Here is a 16,397-nt window from a genome sequence, read left to right as displayed (position 1 = left end):
CCTCCGCGAGAACGCCTGTTTAATGACGGGTCCATCGCGGAGAATGGTTTTGAAACTGGCGTTCCAACAGAATCGGTTGCCGCCGCTGCAGACATTGCAGACCTTTTCCGTCGTCGCGGAAACCGGAAGCTTCACGCTGGCTGCCTCCGAGCTCAATCTCAGCCAGAGCGCCATCAGCCGCCAAATACAGCAGCTCGAGCATTACTTCGGCTGCAGCCTGTTCCAGCGCCACACGCGCAAAGTGGTGCTGACGGAGCAAGGAGAGGCGATCGTTCCCATCGTCAACGGATTGCTTATCTCGCTGCGCAACTCCTTTGAAGCAACACGGACCAGGGGGCGGTCGCTCACGGTGCGCATGCCGCCGACCTTCGCCCGGCGCTGGCTTCTGCCTCGACTGACGGACCTTCATGGTCGCCATCCGGATCTGAACATCACGATCGACACTGCCTGGTTCGCCCGCCCGACCTTCGGGACCGGCGACATCGACCTGCTGGTCCTCTATGGCAACGGCCATTGGCCGGGCATGCATGTCGAATTGCTTTTGCCCGAAAAACTGACCCCGATGTGCTCGCCCTCGTTTGCCACCTCGCTTGGCAACCCAGCGCGGATCGAAAGCCTGGCCGACTGCGTGCTGCTGCACTCCAATGCGCGACAGAGCGACTGGACGCTGTGGCTGCAGGCCGAGGGCGCCTATGAGCTGACGGCGGTGCGCAACCAGATATTCGACACCCAGGATTTCGCGATGACGGCAGCGGCAAGCGGTTATGGCGTCACGATGGGCGACATGCATCTTGCACGACAGGATCTGGAAAGTGGCACGCTTGTCACCCCCTTTCGGCGCATCATCGAAAGCGGCTATGGCTACTACGCGATCTGCCCGGCGCGAGAGGACGCCAAAGCACGCGTGTCCGACCTGCTAAACTGGTTGGTAAGGGAGCGGCCAACGTAAAATCCCTGCAGCATCGGTGCGGCACTGCCGGCCCCGCTCTTGTCCGCGGCGTTGATGAGATCGTCGACCGCGCGCGTCGAGGCGCCCCCGGTACCGAACATGGGACGGGAGCGACCCACCGGCGTCACCTATGTCTATGCGCCGGACCGAACGGCGGAGCGACCGGTCGCTCATCTGGGCCGGAACCCTGCAGGTCGACGGAGATGGTGGCTGTGTCGCCATCTATGACGGACGCGACCCCAGCGATCCGAATCCGGCTTTAGGCCGATCAAGTTCGATAGATTGACATCGGGCATATCACCGCCGCGCTGCATGACGAACTGCGCGGTCAGTGCGGCGACTGCGGCAACCGTCCAGAGGACCAGCCGTTTCGGCGCGCCTGCCAGCAGACGCGCCCGCCGCCGCTGTGCGCCTTGCCGCTTGCGCCATTGTTTGGATTGATTGTCGTAGCGAGATCGATCCATAGCAGTCCCCTACGCCGACCACCCTGGCCAAGTGCTGTCGATCATGGGCTCCCATTGCAATAGAAGTCGTCGACGAACCGGCCGGTGGCCTTGTCCCGGCACCGCCACATTAGCGCATAGTTCTGTTCATAGAATTGATCCCAGGCCACGCCGTAGGCCGTGTGCGAGGTGGGCGGTAATATCCCCCGCCGTAGCCGTTGTTGGCCGCAACAGCAACGGCCGCGCTATTTCGCCGCCGAGGGTAAAGCGAGGGGAACACCCACATGAAGAAAACCTATTATAAGCCTGTTCTCACCAAGCGTGAACGTCTCTCGGCAGTCACGGCGATCGGCCCCGGCCCTTCCGTGCCGGTGCTAAAAGAATAGATCAGCTTGCCCCGAACAGGGCATGCTTGCTGTTGACAGACAGCACGGACGCAAGGCACTTTCCCTCCCGAGGGTAAAGCGAGGAGCACCACTGTGAAGAAGACATACGAAAAGCCAGAACTGAAAAAACGCGAGCGCCTGGGCAGCATCGCAGCCCAGGTGGTCATCGTATCTGGCCTGAGCAAGACGTGATCTGCGCGATGAAAACTTACGAGAAGCCCGTTCTGACCAAGCGCGAACGACTTTCGTTTGTAACGGCTGGCCCCGGTCCATCGATACCGCCGCCACCGCCACCGGTCCCCTGAGATCAGCCGAATGTGTTCAAGACCCGCTGGCTCACGCCGGCGGGTTTTTCTCATTCCGCTTTGGAAATTCGATCGCCTTCGCCTCAGGCTCCGGCTCCAGCGGTTCATGACCAGGCCGTTCATGCCGAAGACTTGCCGCAGATCGCGTTGATCGACCCGCTGACCGCAGTGCGGGCAGTTGTAGAAGTGAAGATGCTCTTCAATATGCTGCCCTCCATGCAGTTTGCCGGGAACCGGAGGGCCAAGGTCAGATAGCTTTGTCATGCGGGTGGCAACATCCGGCCTTGTCAAACGTTCCGGAACTATTTTAGCGCAAGCTGATTGAATCGCGGTTGCGGAACAATCGCGGCGAGATCGGGTGCCGCAGTATCGGGTTGAGGTCATGGCCGCCGGATCGGCTATGTCATCGAGCATAGTCACAGCACAGTTGCCTTTCAAAGCGGCGGAGGCACAGGTTGGGATGCCTGTCACGTTCCGGCGCCAGGAAGAAAACTGGCTACGTGTCACGGAGTTGAAGGGCGAGAAGCGGACCTTCGCTTACATTGTTCGGATGAGGGCCACATGAGCACACGCGGCACCAATTTCCTCGACCGGTGAATGGCAGAGCATCTGCCGAATGCGATCACGGACGATCCGATCGCGGCGAGCGACCTCGCCAATGAGGCGATGCGAGCGGCCGAGCGCGACGGCATCGACCCGGCGGAGATCACCGACGAAGTCGGCAGCGCCTTCGAAGTCATTCTGGAGGCGATGCAGCACCGCGATGCCAGCTTGGCCGATTGACGATAGGGCTTGCCAACTATTCAAAGAAGGGGAATATAATCCTCCCTGTTGCGGCGAACCCCCTAAAACGGAGTTTGCCAATGGCTAGGTCCAAACCATCAAAACAGCTTTCCCAGGCTGAAATCGAGCGCTTTCTCATGGCGGCGGAAGCGCTGCACAAAAGCATCATAAAGCCGTTTATATCGCCACACTGCGAGCACTACCGTGCCACGCGCACCCTGCATGATGCGCTGTTGAAGTCCGTGCGGGAAGTGACGGGGAAGGAAGTCGAGTTCATCCAGTGGAATACCACCGGGCCTGTGCGGCCTGCGCCTTCCTCAAGCGATTGATGTGGACGGCCCAGTTGCCGGGGGTGTGCTTGGCCTGGGGCCGGCAACCGAGGAGATCACCCCTAAGCCGATGAAGCGCTAACGGGCTCGGCGCAGTCGGCGACACAGCCTGTGATAGATTGGCGAGCTATGAAGGTCTCGGGCTGCGTGCGTGAATAGCAGGACGACAAAAAGAACCACCACTGCGGATGCGAACCCGGTAACGAGAGCCATCCGCGCAAACGTCGCTGACGTCGGGATGTTCCTTACGAATCAGTAAGTCGTTGATCCGTGCAAAGGCGGCTAACCATCGGGGCCGGCTGCGAACGGCACATTTTGCAGCCCGGTGGGCCTCCACTACCGAAACTAAAGGCCCGCTGCCCGCTCACCAGTAGGCAGAGGGTTTTACTAGCCGCCACTGTATGTCCCGCCGCCACCTCGCTTTCAGCCTCACACCAGCGCCGCGCGCGACCATCTCGCCTTTGTCAAGCAATTGATGTGGGCGGCCCGGCTGCCGGGGGTATACTTAGGGCTTTGGGGGCCGTCAGCCGGGCCATGCCGGCGATCCCCCACCGGCAGAAAGGGATCATGGCTTAGTATTAGCATGAGTGCAAATACGAGCGGATCAACCTGCTACGGCGTGACCTATAGCGATTCCTAGGCCGATTGCGAAGCGAACCGATCGGCCGACGCGTCTTTGCCGTCATGGCGGAGGCTGTCAGCAATCGGGAGGGTGGCGCGATCGAACGGCCGTCCCGAAGTAGACTCTTGCTTTTCGGATACTTATCTCTGGTGCATGTGCGGACGCGTTTTCGTAAAGACCACAATCCCCGACATGGTTCGTCGGTTCGAATTCGCCCACCCTGGCGAGGTCGAACGGCTGGGCAACAGCTTCCCGCTGTGGAACGGTGCGCCAAGCCTGACCTATCCGATCATCATTCGTGAAGAGCTCTCGACCAGCATGGCCGGATTCGTCTCGGCGCGCTGGGGACTGGTCCCCGGTTGGGCTCGGGATGGTGGCGGGCGGCCGCCACCTGTCAACGCCCGCTGCGAGACCGTCGCCAGCAATGGCTTGTTCCGCAAGGCTTACAATGCGCGCCGCTGCCTGGTGCCCGTCGACGGCTATTTCGAATGGCAGAAGCTGGACGCGTCGGGGAAGAAAAAGCAGCCCTACGCCATCGCGATGAAGTCTGATGAGCCCTTCGCCATGGCGGGCATCTGGGAAGAGTATGCCGACAAGGTCACCGGCGAGCTGGTGCGGACCTTTGCCATTGCCACCTGCGAACCGAATTCGCTTATGGCGACCATCCACGACCGCATGCCGGTGATCCTGGCGCCGGCCGACTACATGCGCTGGCTTGGGCCGGAGCAAGACCCTCGCGACCTGATGAAGCCTTTTCCGTCCGATCTGATGAAGATGTGGCCGATCGACAGCAAGGTGGGTTCGCCGCGCAACAACACCCCCGATATCATCGACGAGATCGGTCGCGGGCCTACTGATCTGTTCGACGTATAGTTTCCGGACTTTGTAGGCCGCTGCCACGACACATAGGGCATCTGATCGTAGACCCTTTGCACCCGGCTCGGTGCACTCCGCGCGGGCAACAAGTGCCGTTTGAGCTCAGCCACTTCGCGCATTGAAAAACCTTGCCGGCGCCGAGACATTGCCGACACCCGAACTTCCTGAATCCTGCCAAGCACCACCTGCCCGCCTACCCTGAGACGGCAAGAACGTCAGCGGCATAGAATAGTTTCACCGGCTAATCGAGGTTCAAGATTTTCCCCTTCGTCAGGTGCGTCTCGATCTTGCTGAGCGCCTGCCGAATGACTTCGACCGCCTGTTGGTTGATGGCGAAATCGAAATTGCCTTCCGCCGTCTCGAAAATCAGGACGCCGATCTTCGTTTCGTCATCACCCAGCATGCCAATGCCAATTCCTGTGGGCATATACGGTGGTCTATCTACCATGGGTTTCCTCCTTCAGAGATAGCGTTCGCCATCATCCCGGTGCTCGAAGCAGAACCAATGCGGCTCTTGCGATGCCGAGCAAAGCCGAACCCTCCGTGCTTCGCGCAACCCGTGTGCTCGCACAGGTGCCCTAGCACTCTGGCGCGCTCGCGCGACACGGGCGTTATGGCGTCGGGAAGCCTGATTGGTTCGTCGCTCATCTGCGCAAAGATTCCATAAGGCCGCTGGACGGGCAAGGAATTTGTTCCTTTTCTGTTCTCGTGGCGCACGACCCGATCGACACGCTGGGGAAGGCGACCCGGCACAATATGCTTGTGAAGGTGGAATGCAGTTGCGGCAACGTCCGCTACTGCAGATCGGCCGATCTCATGATGGTCTATGGCGGCGGCGTTGATCCTTTGAAGCTGAAATTCGACTGCAACCGGTGAATCGATCAAGATCACGCTCCACAAGCTCGCTGCCATCGGAGTAGCTGCCCAGATCGAATGGGCGAAGGGTGTCTCGAAACCGCCTTCCCAATTTGTGTCAATTGTGAACGTCAATACGTAGCGGGCTGCATCTTGCCCGAAGGCGCCAGCTCAAAAGACGAAATGCGTGCGCCTTGGTCCGGTTTTTACCGGTTGGCTCGTTAAAGCTTCCCCACCCGCTGGAGTGTCCAGTATCGATTGGAACCTCCCGAGCTGCTCCGGGAAATCCCGCGCAAGGTGTCTGACCACCCGCGCGTTTTCCATCAGCCGGTCGAGATAGAGCCTTGCCACCATCAACTCCAGCGCCCAGGTGCCACGAAGGCTTGCGCAGTACAGAAATTCTTCGTTCAGCAAATCAAACTCAGCTTCCATGACGGCCAGCTGGTCGGCTGTCACCCCGACAAACTTCTTTCTCGGCACGGAGGGATCCGCCAACTGCGACGCCGGAGTGAGCGTTGAGAGGAGTTGCGCATAGTGGAAGCCCACTCTCTTCAGGGCGATCATGAGCCTTGCCGCTTTGCGCTGCCTTTCCGGAACCATCTTGCGCAAGGACGCGAAGACCTGTGGAGGCACATTCCAATCCTGCAAAAGATCAAGAGCCTCGGGAGAAACTCCATTGACCAACGGCCTTGGCGCTGAACTCTCCGCGAGCAGGTTCAACGTAGGCCCTTCGGTCAGGGCCTTCGGCACAGAGGCCAGGCTTTCGACCGAGAGCAGGCGACGGAACGAGTCCTGCTTAATCGGATATCGAAACACCTCTGTGATCGTTTCCACCAGATGCCGAGAGATACTCGCTTCGGCGATCATGTCCCGCGTTCTTTGGCATTCAGCATGATAGGTTTTGCACAGCCATGGACCGGTGAACCATCTGTTGGGCTCGTGCATCTTTTCCAAAAGCGCTGCGTGTCTTGTGCGGTTATTTTGCAAAATGAGGTCGGCGGCTTCCAAGCCTAAAACTACGCGGCGCACCTTCATGCGGCGTTCCCTACGAATGCTCGCTCAGCCAGCGCAACGAGCGGATCTAGTGATCGGAAAAGAAACGCATCCAGCTTCATTCCATTGTTGACATGGAAATCTCCTTTGAACCCCACGATTTCATGCATCGGAGCGATCAGGTAATCGCGAATGATCAGATTGCCCGGCTGCATGCGGATCAAGACGAAAATATCCGCCATGGCCTCTCGCACCGCCCTCGAAGACCAGCGGGGATATGCACAATGCGAAACGCGACACCTGGCGATTGCGAGCGCTACGGTCACCTCGCCATTGATGCGGATGAGCTCCGTTTCAGGAGCCTGGGAAGCGCGGCCGCCTGCCTTGTCGACCGCGACGAGCAGGTCTTCCATAACGCGATGGCGGATAGCCGTGAGGCGCCTGTCAATCTCGATGAAATGAAACTTTCTGGGCGGCAGGCAACCGATCAGCTTGTATGCACCGAGCAGGCCCCCGAAATGCGCGCTGTAGCGATAGGCCGAAGGGCATCCGGGCGCTGCGTTAATGATGTCGGACGACAGTTTCCCATGCCGTTTGTAGAGTTTTCGTAGGGCTGACAGCATCTCGTCATCGCTCATGTGAAGGTAGAGCGCTTTTAACATCTGCTGTGCTTTGTCGAATAGTTCGCGACTGATGATAGGTTCAAAGGCGTTGTCCGCCCTGACCCATTGATCCGGAGGATTGTACACAGCCTTGGTTTTGAGCTTGGTGCAGCGTCTATTCCAAACGTTGTTGCCGATATATTTCTCATTGGTCAGGACACGGCGCACGCCATAGGCCTTCCAAGGCCTGCCGAAGTCGTTCAGGATCCCCCGGGCATTCAGGTATTTCGCGATTTGAGGTTCGTTCTTGCGTGACCTGACGAAAAGGCGAAAGATCAATCGAACAGTAGCTATCTCTTCCGGTGGCCCCGGTACGATGATCACCCGGTCTGTCTGGAAGTTCTTGTGTTCGTAGCGGGCGAGGATGAGTTTGGGCTGTCCGAACTGGTCAACCATCAGACGCCTTAGTCCGAGCCCCTGCATGCCGCCTACGTGGAAGCCCATGCGGGCCATCCTCACCTGGCCCAAAAAGACCCTCTGTGACAACATCCGGCTGTACTCTGCAGCCATGCTGCGCTTTATGGCCTTGAGTACATCGGATCCGACGGTGCCATCATTCGCGAATTGCTCGGCGCAAAACTCGATCCGTACACCCGCCATCTGACATCGATATTCGTAGGAAGCGCTTTCATCGACGCTTTGGAACCGGCCCCATCTGCTCACGTCGTAGACGACGACCGTCTCGTAGTCGGCGAGTCCGTGTTCAATGTCGAATAGCAGCTTCTTGAGGCCGGGTCGGCCTTGTATGTGCAACCCGCTACGGCCGGGATCTTCATAGGTGGCGACGATGTCGTACGCCATGACCTCGGCATAACTGCGGATTGCATCCTTCTGATTCTCAAGGGAATAAGTCTGGTGCTCGGTGGACATTCGTACATATTGAGCCGCGCGAACCCTTCTCCTCTCCTTAGGAGGTTCGCGGGCCGCAGCAACCTTGTCCATCGCCTTGCACCATTGGGACGATTGTCAATCCTAGCGCTCAGCGCATAGCAATTCCACTCCAGTTTAATCGAATCGTCCGTCCGGCTGGCTTCGCGCTTTGAAAACCATGGCTTTCAACTCATGGGAAACCCTGACTCACTTCGTGAGAGCCCGTCCCCCGTTCGGCCGCAACTACACTTGACCGCCGTATCGGGGAAGTAGCCAGACAGCGTGCGCTGATAGCGTTCCAGAACGAAACTGACACCGGAATACGTGCCTCAAACGCGACTAGCCCTTGGACGGACAGGCGGTTGTCCGCGGACAACTGAAGTGTGGCAGACAAGGCCCGACGCGGGTTAGGGAGGCGGACGCGTTTGCTTGGTCATGCAAGATCTCAACAGGGAGGGGCGAAGAACGCGTGCTGGTCGGCCTGACTCGACGTCTCATCGCTGACGGGTAGACGGAGGACGAGTCCACTGATTTCGCCTGCAAGCAGCTACTGCCATCTGATTATCTGGGAACTGGCTTCGGTTTCAGAAGTTCGCCCTTGAGGCGAGATTGACTTCATCGTTGCCGGAGCGCTGACAACGATGCCCGTTCGAACCCGTGTGGTGGAAGGCAGGACGGTGCGTCTTGAAGGTCTATTACCGCGGATCGCAAGCCAACCCGCGCGACATCTTCGATATGGCCGCTGCAGGCCAGTCGCAATTGGGCGAGAACCTCAACGCCCCACGCGCGCTTCCCGAACAGGTCGCTCGCACCAAAGAGCCAATGGAAAAGCCCAACCCGGAATTCGTCAGTCGCGCCATTGCGCAACTGATGATAATGCCTGGCTACGAAGCGTCGGCCGCCGACAGTCTGGTCGCAGCGATTGCTTTGCTCGACGACGTGTTGTCATCACCTCAAGCACTTGACCGCCTCACGGCAGCGAACAATCGAGAGCGGTCTTTCAGAGCCCGGATGCCTTGGTGCGGTTAATCCGAACGATCGCGACGCCGCTGGTACTTGCGGGTCATCTCGGCGCTGGCGTGGCTAGCTGCGTTTGCACATGGCGTTCATCAATCTCGGCCGAGGACGCGAGGCCTGCGCGCAGCCGATGGCCAGAAAACGCTTTTGGCCGCGCTCGGAAAGATCCCGCGCGCACCGGCGGCAAGGCCGCGCGTTTGACCGGCCGCCCCACCTGCTGAGCGTTCAGCTGCTCGGCGCCATTGTTTTGCCATGACCGGTGACGCGCCGGAAGAGGGGGCCATGCGCAATACGGGCCAGCTTCAGCCAAGCCTACAGGGCGACAACAGGGCAGGCGGCGTCGGACGAGCCACGACCAATTTCGACCTCGCGCCAGCCGGTCTTGCCTCGCAACGTAACCAGCACGCCCTTGCACGGGCAAACGTCGATCTAGCCGCGCCCATCCTCGCGCAACATCAAGGCCGACGATTCCGGAGCGGCGCAGCCACCAGCGGAGCCCAAACACAGCATGGCGCGGTCGCGCAGAGCGCGCAGCATGCTGCCGTCGAGCGTTTCCAGAGCGAGAAGATCCTCGCGCAGGATGGCTTGCCTTGACGGGCGGGGAGGCGTGTTTGTTACGGATGCCGACGAGCACGGTGGCGCTGCCCCGTCGTTCCGGTCGAGCAGTTGACCGCGTTGTGTATAGTCCAGGTCAGCGACGACACAGCCGGGGTTGATGGTCGGCACCGACTTTTTGTCCCTGGCCGATCCCGAGGCTTGGCCGTGATGTCGAGGCCGACGATCTGTGGGTCTGGCGGCAGCGGATCAAACGACTGACGCCGACAGCAGGCACGAAACTCCTTCCAGTCGGCGGCTTCGGCGCGACGTCGAACTTGCTGCCTCGACCGCGCACGTCGGCTTGATCCGCGCGCGCTAGGCGTTGCAACAGCTTGAATTGGTTCAGTCCTTGAAAGTTGTCGAGAACTGCCATATCTTTTGCACAGGAAATATGACTCTCGATATGGTATGGTGAATATCGTGGCCCATGCACTCAAGATACCCGAGCAGAACGGACCTCTCATCTTGTCCTATATGGACCGGAACGGGAAGATTGCGATCGAGCAGGTCGCGGACGGTTTTGGCATGTCCAAAGGCCAGTTAGCCCAGACCGCCGGTCTTGCGCGCGAGACCCTTTATCGATCAGAGCGTAGCGCCACGGTAAAGACCCAGGGGCGTCTACGGGAAATGCTCGAGATCATCAGCCGCGTGACGGATTGGGCGGGCGGCAAGGAGCAGGCGATGGCTTGGTACCGGGCTCAGCCGCTTCCAGCGTTTGGGGGACGCACCGCTGAGGCGCTGGTGAAGGACGGCAAGGCAGCAGCGGTCCGTGATTATCTCGATCACATGGCCGTTGGCGGGTTTGCGTGAAGTTCGTCAGAACCTGCTACCGCGCACACGATCCACGTTGGGCATTCAAGCCGACTTCCGGCGAAGGAGCGGCGAGCCGAGGCGCCCGATTCAATCCAAAAGGCGTGCCGGCACTCTATCTGGCACTGACCATCATGACTGCGATCAAGGAAGCCAACCAGGGCTTCGCACAGCGTATCGATCCGTGCGTGCTTTGCTCCTATGAGATCGATTGTGACGACATTGCGGATCTGACAACGCAAGAGGGGAGGGAAGAGTTTTCTGTGACGCTCGAAGAGATGGCCTGCGCCTGGGCAACGGCTCTCAGCGACGGAGCGCGCCCGGCGTCCTGGTCCATTTACGACCGGTTGCGCCCTCGAAATATTGCCGGCATTGTGGTCCCAAGTTTCGCGCCGGGCGCAGAGATTGAGGATCGCAACCTCGTCCTTTGGAACTGGGGTCCGGATCTGCCGCACAAGGTAACCGTATTCGACCCGAGCGGCCGGCTGCCGAAGGACCAGCTGTCCTGGCGATAACGCAGTCTAGGCATCCGAAGGGCAGGGGCGGAGCTTTTCGCCGCCTACAGCCCTGATGCCGTGGTGAGATTGACGCGGAAACGATCGCGTTTGCGCTGATAGCGGCGCGTCATTTCTGCGGAGGCGTGTCCTAGTTGCTTTTGCACATAGCGCTCATCAACCTCGGCCGAGGAAGCAAGGCCAGCGCGCAACGAGTGGCCCGAGAATTTTGTCGCGCGATCACCTTCGGATAGGTCGCCGCGGACACCAGCGGCCAGAGCGGTGCGCTTGACCAGTCGCGCCACTCCCTGGTCGTTGAGCCGCTCGGCGCCGACCGTCTTGCCTTGGCCGGTGACGCGCCGGAGGAGGGGACCATGGGCGATCCGCGCCAGCTTCAGCAGGTCTGCCGGGCGACAACCGGGCAAGTGGCATCGGACGAGCCGCGGCCGATTTCGACCTCGCGCCAGCCGCTCGCGTATCTTCGGCGCACCCCAAGTCGGCTTGTCTTGCTTCAGACGCACAATCAGCTTCTCGATTTGAAACGGAAGCTGATTGGCATGGCGGTAGGGCCGGCGCGATCGATCCGTCAGCCCCTCCAAGCCGCTATCATTGTAGCGCGTGAGGATCTTGTAGCCGGTCTTGCGCGAGATATCGAACTCACGGCAAAGCACGGCCATCTTCTCGCCGTCCAGCAGCCGCGCGACGAACTTCAGCCGCTCGTCCATGACGTTACACTCCTTCCAAGGCACCTTGCTCTCCTTGCAAAGGGCCGAAAGTGTAACCCATCTATCCGGAATGAACTGTCACCCATCTCCCGGGAAGGGCATACAGAACTGCGAACTCCCGTCACCGCCGTTTCTTCGCCTGATGCCGCGACCAGGGTTTGGAGCAATTCGGACTTTGATCCGATGATTCTGACTTCCTTCTCGGCCACTTCGATCCGCTGCGCCAACGCTCGCAGGTGATCGCGACGGTAGCCGCCACGCGGATCGCGCATGCGTTCGCGAGCGGTACGGGCGAATGTGTTGACCATTTCGGGCGTGATTTGCTGGTTGCCGGTGCTGTCGAGCGATGCCTTGATGCGCTCGGCATCTGTCGTGGCTTGTTCCTTGATGGCTTTAAGACCCGCCATGCGGTCCTTGAGAGCAGGATCATTGATGTCTGTGACGCCAGCCTCAATGGCGTCATAGAGCCGACTGAGGCGCTGGTCGGTCTCGGTGATCTTCCGCTTCAGTTCGCCCAAGTGCTCGCGGCGGCGCTCAGTGCGTTCCTGCCTCCGGCCCAGGACAGCCTCGAGAATGGTGGTGAGCCGTTCTGGCTTGAGAAGCCGCTTCTCCAGATGATTGGCAACCAGGTCGTCCAGAAAGGCCATGGGGATTGATTTGCCCTGGCAACCGGCCTTGCCCTGGCGGGCGCGTGTCGAGCAGGTGTAGTAACGATATATAGTGCCAGTGCAGCCTTTGCCGGTCCTGAGCGTCATGGCTCTCCTCCGCACTTTGCGCAATAAGGAGAACGGGACTGGTGGTGACCCTGAGTGGCGTCGCCATTGGATGGCGAGATTTGAGACGCGCCTGCACGGCATCGAAGGTCTTGCGCTCGATGATTGCCGGCACCGCCATGACGACAACCTCGTCGTCCGGCTTCTTTGCCCTGCCCTTAAAGCTGCGCGTATTGAAGCGGTGTTCGCCAGTGTAGGTGGTTCGGGTTAGTACGGCGTGGATTTGCGCCAGTCCCCAGAGACCGCCGTCTCGTGTGAACAACCGGTTCTCATTCAGATGGCAGGCGATCGATTTGACGCCCATTGGTCCTGAGATTCCATTGCCCTGAAGAAAGAGGCGGTAGATCAATCGGACGGTGTTGGCGTGCAGCGGATCGACCTCCAGCTTCTTCTTGGTCTTCGATCCGCGCTGCTCTGCCGCAACGATCCGGTAGCCGATCGGAGGCAACGCCCATTCCAGAAGCCCTGCCTGGCATTCTCGTTCATGGCGCGGAGCACATGCTTGGCGTTCTCTTTCGACTGGTACTCATCGAAGAGAGCCATGATCTGGCGCATCATGACATGCATTGGATCGTCACCCATCTCCTGGGTAATCGACACAAGTCTTACGCCGTTCTTCGCAAGCCGCCTGACATGGAACTCAAGCGCAAAGTGATCGCGGAAGAATCGGCTGAAGGAATGAACGACGACGACATTGAAGGGGGAAGGCTTTGAGGTGCCTTCCTCGATCATGCGCTGAAACTCTGGACGCTTGTCATTGGTGGCTGATGCGCCTGCCTCGACAAAGGTATTGACCAGCTCATAGCCACGAGAGGCGCAATAAGCCTCACCTTGGCGCCTCTGGTCGGGAATGGAGACGTCGTGCTCGGCCTGGCGAGCCGTCGATAGGCGAAGGTAGAGGACTGCCCGCGATTCCTTTGCAGACTGCTGCTGTTGTGAAGCCGTCTTCATAAGCACTGTCTCCCTGTGGGCGATCTCCGAAAAGGTGATCGAAGATGTCGCCAAACCACGCCTCGAACGCGTCGATTTCCGGGGAAGTGACAGGGACGGGCTTTGGCAGATTGTCGGTAACGCGCCACTCGCGTGGATCGTGTTGAACCGGTCGGCCAACGCGTGGACGCGGCTCGGCGTGTAGGTAGTCATACACGTCCATCGGCAATGTACCGAGGCGGACCCGTGACAGTTCCGCAGAGGTCGCTTTGCGAGCCGGGTGGGACATGGCCCAAACATGCCCCAGCAACCCATCAAAGCGGAACGACCTATGTATTCGCCAGAACCACCATTCGCACGCTGACGGATCAGCTTTCGTTCAGCCGGTTTGGCCGCACCGCTCCAAGGCATCTTCCTCCTCCAGGGCTGCGACCAGCTTGGCTGCCGCCTCCCAATGCCTGGCGACGTCAGTCCGGACCGTCGCCCTCTCCGGCCGATTCATACCTATGTCTCCAACGATCGCCTTCATGTCCCGAAGCACTGACGCGATTTGCGGCCAGGGGAAGTCATTTGGGCTGTCAATCTCCCTGTCTGCTCCAACGATCATCTCCAGCTTGGCGACCACGCCAGCAAGCGAAGTCGCCGTGACATCGGGGATTGCGTCGAGATGCTTCAACTCCTCCGTCACGGCGAGCACTTCCGCTTCACGTGCAACCGCAAACGCTGGGCTCCCATCGACCGTCTGCCAGGCCGCGATCTGCGCCGCTCGGATGCTATTTCCGGAGCCCGATGCCACCAAATCCGTCAATACCGGAATTCCGGTATTGACCAACAATCGGCTCTCCAGCCGTTGCTGTATTCGGCACAGTAGGAGCGCGACGTGATGGGCTCGCTGCTGGTGAGACCAAAGGTATAGTGCTCGGTCATCGAACCGGCTTTCGAATGCGGGTTGTCTATCGAATCTGTCCATGAGGGTGAGCCTTTTCGTTTGCTGGAAGGCATCTCCTCCATATCATAGTGAATGCCGAATAGGAACTATCGTTCCTGGAATGATCGTTCCATTCCTGAGTTATCTCTGGGAATGGACCTCAAGGAAGTTTTTGCAACCAACTTGCGTCAGATCAGAAGCAGCAATGGGTTGACGCAGGAAGAGTTGGCAGAGCGCGCAGGGCTTAGCGCTAGATACATCGGCTCAATCGAGCGGGCAGACGTTTCGGCAAGTGTCACCGTGCTCGGGCGCATCGCAGACGCGCTGGGTGTCGAGCCGCACATGCTGGTGCGGCTGAACAGATAGCCACCCGCCACCGTTGCGCCGCCCGCGAGCGCGCCCTCAACAGCGCTGTAGCGAGCGGGCGGCGAACCAACCTCACTTCTAGATTGCCGCTTCGCGCATTACCTCTAGCTTTATCTCCTGCCGGAGAATGTATCCGGCAAACTCCATAAGCGGCTGGCCCGCGACGTGCGGCATTGCACAACCTTGAATACCATTTGGTCGAGTTGTGGAATGAGGTTACCGGTAGATGGTTGTCGGTAACGAACGCTGCCCGTGTGCAGATATTTCGAGCGCCGGCTGTAATAGTCTTTGAAAAACCGTGCGACACCGGGTCCCAAGTGACGGACGGCTGCGTCAATCACCCTTTGGGAGATTCTGTAAGTCAGTTGGCCGCAAGAAGCGCAAACCGATGGGTCCGAGGCAGGCAATGTAATCGCCTCAAGCGCAGAGACGAATAGGGCATTTGTGACGTCGTAGGTATCTGGCTCGTGCCGATGGTAGAGCTTCAAAGCAGTGTGAAAAAGGCTAGCAGCGCGTGTGATGGACTCGCTCGCTACGACCCCTTCGACGAATTTGTCACAAAAGGCAACGTGGGTGGCAGTTAGACACAGTCGGCCGTCGCGGTAGGGAAGATCTTCGAGCCAATCCGCGTCTTCGCAAAATCGATTGGCCTCCATAGATTGCGATCGCGAAGCACCGCCGCTCGCGCCAGTTGGTTGAAAGTGGCGTTAGTCATGCAAGCGAGAATATCAAGCAAACTTGCCAGCTGAGCTGAAGCCTCGTGCTGCGCGTCAACCTCATCGAAGGCGTGGACCTGGATCGCGATTTCGCTATGGCCGGTGTCCAGCGGCCTGCAGAACCAACGCTCTCCTTTGAAGTAGCCTATTTGTTTAGCTGGGAACGTTGCTACCTGCGTAGAAAGCATACTTGTTTGATGTGAGCGGAACTGAGCGAGCGCTTCCGCAACGCATTGTCGAAGTCCCCTATCCAACCCGGAGAATGCCGCACCCAAATCACTCAGAGGGGCGAACTGGATGCGATGTATGACACCAGCGCGGACATAGCGGATGGAGACCTCAATTGTGCTTGTTGATCGAGAGAAATCCCTCCGAGGACGATGGTCCGTGTGGCGCCGTCCCGACGAGGCATCAATTGCCAGCCCAACTTGCCGAAATGAGATCGCAACCTCGCCCATAGCACCGAAGAAAGAGATTAGATTCGTGGAGGGATGCAAGCTGCAGACCTTCAATTGTCACGGCATCGCTGGAGCTCATCACGTTCTTCCCTGAAGCGCATGGTGTCGGTATTCGCGCTGAAATGTTTATGAATAAGCCTCGGGGCACGCGGGGCCGAACAGTACGGCGGAACACCAGGCAGTTTGATGGCTTTGGGGTTCAAACGGCGAGCCGCGTTTATATTGCCTCCTACGGACGCGACACCTGGACGCGCTCTCCATTTAGGATCAAAACGTGCAAATTTCCTAGTGAATCCAATATCATCGAACAAAATCACACGTTGCGGTAAAGCATCGCAACGTGCGAAGAACGCCGGAAAAGCAAATAGAAACAGCCGATCGACGGAGCCGCAATGTGCGGCCTTTTATCTTGCCGTCCTAATCGGTTGTGCTCTGCGAGACTTGGCATCCATCGTCGTTTCTCCTCAATGCCATGATAATATAGGAATCTGTTCTCTACGCTACGATCTC

Annotated in this window: 18 protein-coding genes and 4 pseudogenes; 10 read left to right on the top strand and 12 right to left on the bottom strand. The window is 59.0% G+C overall.

The window, feature by feature from the left end; all coding sequences use genetic code 11:
• Nucleotides 1–43 precede the first annotated feature (43 nt).
• The 6 genes from FJ936_RS04135 (at nucleotide 44) to FJ936_RS04105 (ending at nucleotide 4,690) form a co-directional block, all read left to right on the top strand.
• Nucleotides 44–949, top strand: a complete 906-nt coding sequence (locus FJ936_RS04135; RefSeq protein ID WP_224528573.1) for a LysR substrate-binding domain-containing protein — start codon at nucleotides 44–46, stop codon at nucleotides 947–949.
• A 727-nt stretch (nucleotides 950–1,676) separates the two neighbouring features.
• On the top strand, nucleotides 1,677–1,778 hold the full coding sequence (locus FJ936_RS04130; protein ID WP_015316558.1) for a hypothetical protein: 102 nt from the start codon (nucleotides 1,677–1,679) through the stop codon (nucleotides 1,776–1,778).
• Between the two features lie 317 nt (nucleotides 1,779–2,095).
• Complete coding sequence (locus FJ936_RS30425; protein WP_181763093.1) at nucleotides 2,096–2,338, top strand: hypothetical protein; 243 nt, start codon at nucleotides 2,096–2,098, stop codon at nucleotides 2,336–2,338.
• 342 nt (nucleotides 2,339–2,680) lie between these two features.
• On the top strand, nucleotides 2,681–2,866 hold the full coding sequence (locus FJ936_RS04115) for a DUF768 domain-containing protein (RefSeq protein WP_140787307.1): 186 nt from the start codon (nucleotides 2,681–2,683) through the stop codon (nucleotides 2,864–2,866).
• 80 nt (nucleotides 2,867–2,946) lie between these two features.
• The gene (locus FJ936_RS04110) at nucleotides 2,947–3,195 is read left to right on the top strand and encodes a hypothetical protein (RefSeq protein ID WP_141906159.1); all 249 of its coding nucleotides are present in this window, start codon (nucleotides 2,947–2,949) and stop codon (nucleotides 3,193–3,195) included.
• 775 nt (nucleotides 3,196–3,970) lie between these two features.
• Nucleotides 3,971–4,690, top strand: a complete 720-nt coding sequence (locus tag FJ936_RS04105) for an SOS response-associated peptidase (RefSeq protein WP_141906158.1) — start codon at nucleotides 3,971–3,973, stop codon at nucleotides 4,688–4,690.
• Nucleotides 4,691–4,934: 244 nt separating this feature from the next.
• Here FJ936_RS04105 and FJ936_RS04100 read toward each other — a convergent pair whose 3' ends face one another.
• The 4 genes from FJ936_RS04100 to FJ936_RS04090 all read right to left on the bottom strand — a co-directional run bounded on the left by FJ936_RS04100 (nucleotide 4,935) and on the right by FJ936_RS04090 (nucleotide 8,145).
• Nucleotides 4,935–5,141 carry a hypothetical protein gene (locus FJ936_RS04100; protein ID WP_141906157.1) on the bottom strand — a complete coding sequence of 69 codons (207 nt, stop codon included), beginning with the start codon at nucleotides 5,139–5,141 and terminating at the stop codon, nucleotides 4,935–4,937.
• Nucleotides 5,135–5,578: a hypothetical protein gene (locus FJ936_RS30420; protein ID WP_181763092.1), complete on the bottom strand. Its 444-nt coding sequence runs from the start codon at nucleotides 5,576–5,578 to the stop codon at nucleotides 5,135–5,137. Before FJ936_RS30420 ends, FJ936_RS04100 begins: the two co-directional genes overlap by 7 nt.
• Before the next feature lie 141 nt (nucleotides 5,579–5,719).
• Nucleotides 5,720–6,583 (bottom strand): plasmid partitioning protein RepB C-terminal domain-containing protein, encoded by an 864-nt coding sequence (locus FJ936_RS04095; protein ID WP_141906156.1) that lies wholly within the window; start codon nucleotides 6,581–6,583, stop codon nucleotides 5,720–5,722.
• Complete coding sequence (locus tag FJ936_RS04090; RefSeq protein ID WP_141906155.1) at nucleotides 6,580–8,145, bottom strand: recombinase family protein; 1,566 nt, start codon at nucleotides 8,143–8,145, stop codon at nucleotides 6,580–6,582. Before FJ936_RS04090 ends, FJ936_RS04095 begins: the two co-directional genes overlap by 4 nt.
• A 612-nt stretch (nucleotides 8,146–8,757) precedes the next feature.
• Between FJ936_RS04090 and FJ936_RS04085 the strand changes: the two genes are divergently transcribed.
• Complete coding sequence (locus FJ936_RS04085) at nucleotides 8,758–9,102, top strand: hypothetical protein (RefSeq protein WP_141906154.1); 345 nt, start codon at nucleotides 8,758–8,760, stop codon at nucleotides 9,100–9,102.
• Here the strand turns inward: FJ936_RS04085 and FJ936_RS30800 are convergent.
• Nucleotides 9,074–9,956: pseudogene (locus FJ936_RS30800) on the bottom strand (integrase); the annotation flags it as partial. The gene FJ936_RS04085 and the pseudogene FJ936_RS30800 sit on opposite strands and share 29 nt — an antisense overlap.
• Nucleotides 9,957–10,095: 139 nt before the next feature.
• Here FJ936_RS30800 and FJ936_RS04065 point away from each other — a divergent pair.
• Together FJ936_RS04065 and FJ936_RS04060 are read left to right on the top strand one after the other, a co-directional pair.
• Nucleotides 10,096–10,497, top strand: a complete 402-nt coding sequence (locus tag FJ936_RS04065) for an MbcA/ParS/Xre antitoxin family protein (protein ID WP_224587772.1) — start codon at nucleotides 10,096–10,098, stop codon at nucleotides 10,495–10,497.
• Complete coding sequence (locus tag FJ936_RS04060) at nucleotides 10,494–11,012, top strand: RES family NAD+ phosphorylase (protein WP_141906151.1); 519 nt, start codon at nucleotides 10,494–10,496, stop codon at nucleotides 11,010–11,012. The genes FJ936_RS04065 and FJ936_RS04060 overlap by 4 nt, the downstream gene beginning before the upstream one ends.
• A 44-nt stretch (nucleotides 11,013–11,056) precedes the next feature.
• Here the strand turns inward: FJ936_RS04060 and FJ936_RS04055 are convergent.
• From FJ936_RS04055 to FJ936_RS04040, 6 genes and pseudogenes are all read right to left on the bottom strand, one after another.
• A pseudogene (locus FJ936_RS04055) lies at nucleotides 11,057–11,463 on the bottom strand (tyrosine-type recombinase/integrase); the annotation flags it as partial.
• 43 nt (nucleotides 11,464–11,506) lie between these two features.
• Nucleotides 11,507–11,668 (bottom strand): annotated as a pseudogene (locus FJ936_RS30795) (leucine zipper domain-containing protein); the annotation flags it as partial.
• Nucleotides 11,669–11,700: 32 nt separating this feature from the next.
• The gene (locus FJ936_RS30790) at nucleotides 11,701–12,471 is read right to left on the bottom strand and encodes a zinc ribbon domain-containing protein (protein ID WP_246680411.1); all 771 of its coding nucleotides are present in this window, start codon (nucleotides 12,469–12,471) and stop codon (nucleotides 11,701–11,703) included.
• Nucleotides 12,472–12,604: 133 nt separating this feature from the next.
• A pseudogene (locus FJ936_RS30785) lies at nucleotides 12,605–12,838 on the bottom strand (recombinase family protein); the annotation flags it as partial.
• On the bottom strand, nucleotides 12,835–13,440 hold the full coding sequence (locus FJ936_RS30780) for a recombinase family protein (protein WP_246680410.1): 606 nt from the start codon (nucleotides 13,438–13,440) through the stop codon (nucleotides 12,835–12,837). The gene FJ936_RS30780 and the pseudogene FJ936_RS30785, both read right to left, overlap by 4 nt.
• A gap of 358 nt (nucleotides 13,441–13,798) precedes the next feature.
• The gene (locus tag FJ936_RS04040) at nucleotides 13,799–14,254 is read right to left on the bottom strand and encodes a hypothetical protein (RefSeq protein ID WP_141906150.1); all 456 of its coding nucleotides are present in this window, start codon (nucleotides 14,252–14,254) and stop codon (nucleotides 13,799–13,801) included.
• 246 nt (nucleotides 14,255–14,500) lie between these two features.
• Here FJ936_RS04040 and FJ936_RS04035 point away from each other — a divergent pair, with 246 nt between their 5' ends.
• Nucleotides 14,501–14,713, top strand: coding sequence for a helix-turn-helix transcriptional regulator (locus FJ936_RS04035; protein ID WP_141906149.1), 213 nt, complete (start codon nucleotides 14,501–14,503; stop codon nucleotides 14,711–14,713).
• 580 nt (nucleotides 14,714–15,293) lie between these two features.
• On the opposite strand, the gene FJ936_RS04030 is transcribed toward FJ936_RS04035, so the two are convergent.
• Entirely contained in the window at nucleotides 15,294–15,617 is a 324-nt protein-coding gene (locus FJ936_RS04030; protein ID WP_141906148.1) for a hypothetical protein, read from the bottom strand.
• Between the last annotated feature and the right edge of the window lie 780 nt (nucleotides 15,618–16,397).

It is taken from the genome of Mesorhizobium sp. B2-4-13 (genome assembly GCF_006658535.1).
Classification (GTDB): domain Bacteria; phylum Pseudomonadota; class Alphaproteobacteria; order Rhizobiales; family Rhizobiaceae; genus Mesorhizobium; species Mesorhizobium australicum.
This window is presented reverse-complemented; position numbering and strand designations above follow the sequence as displayed.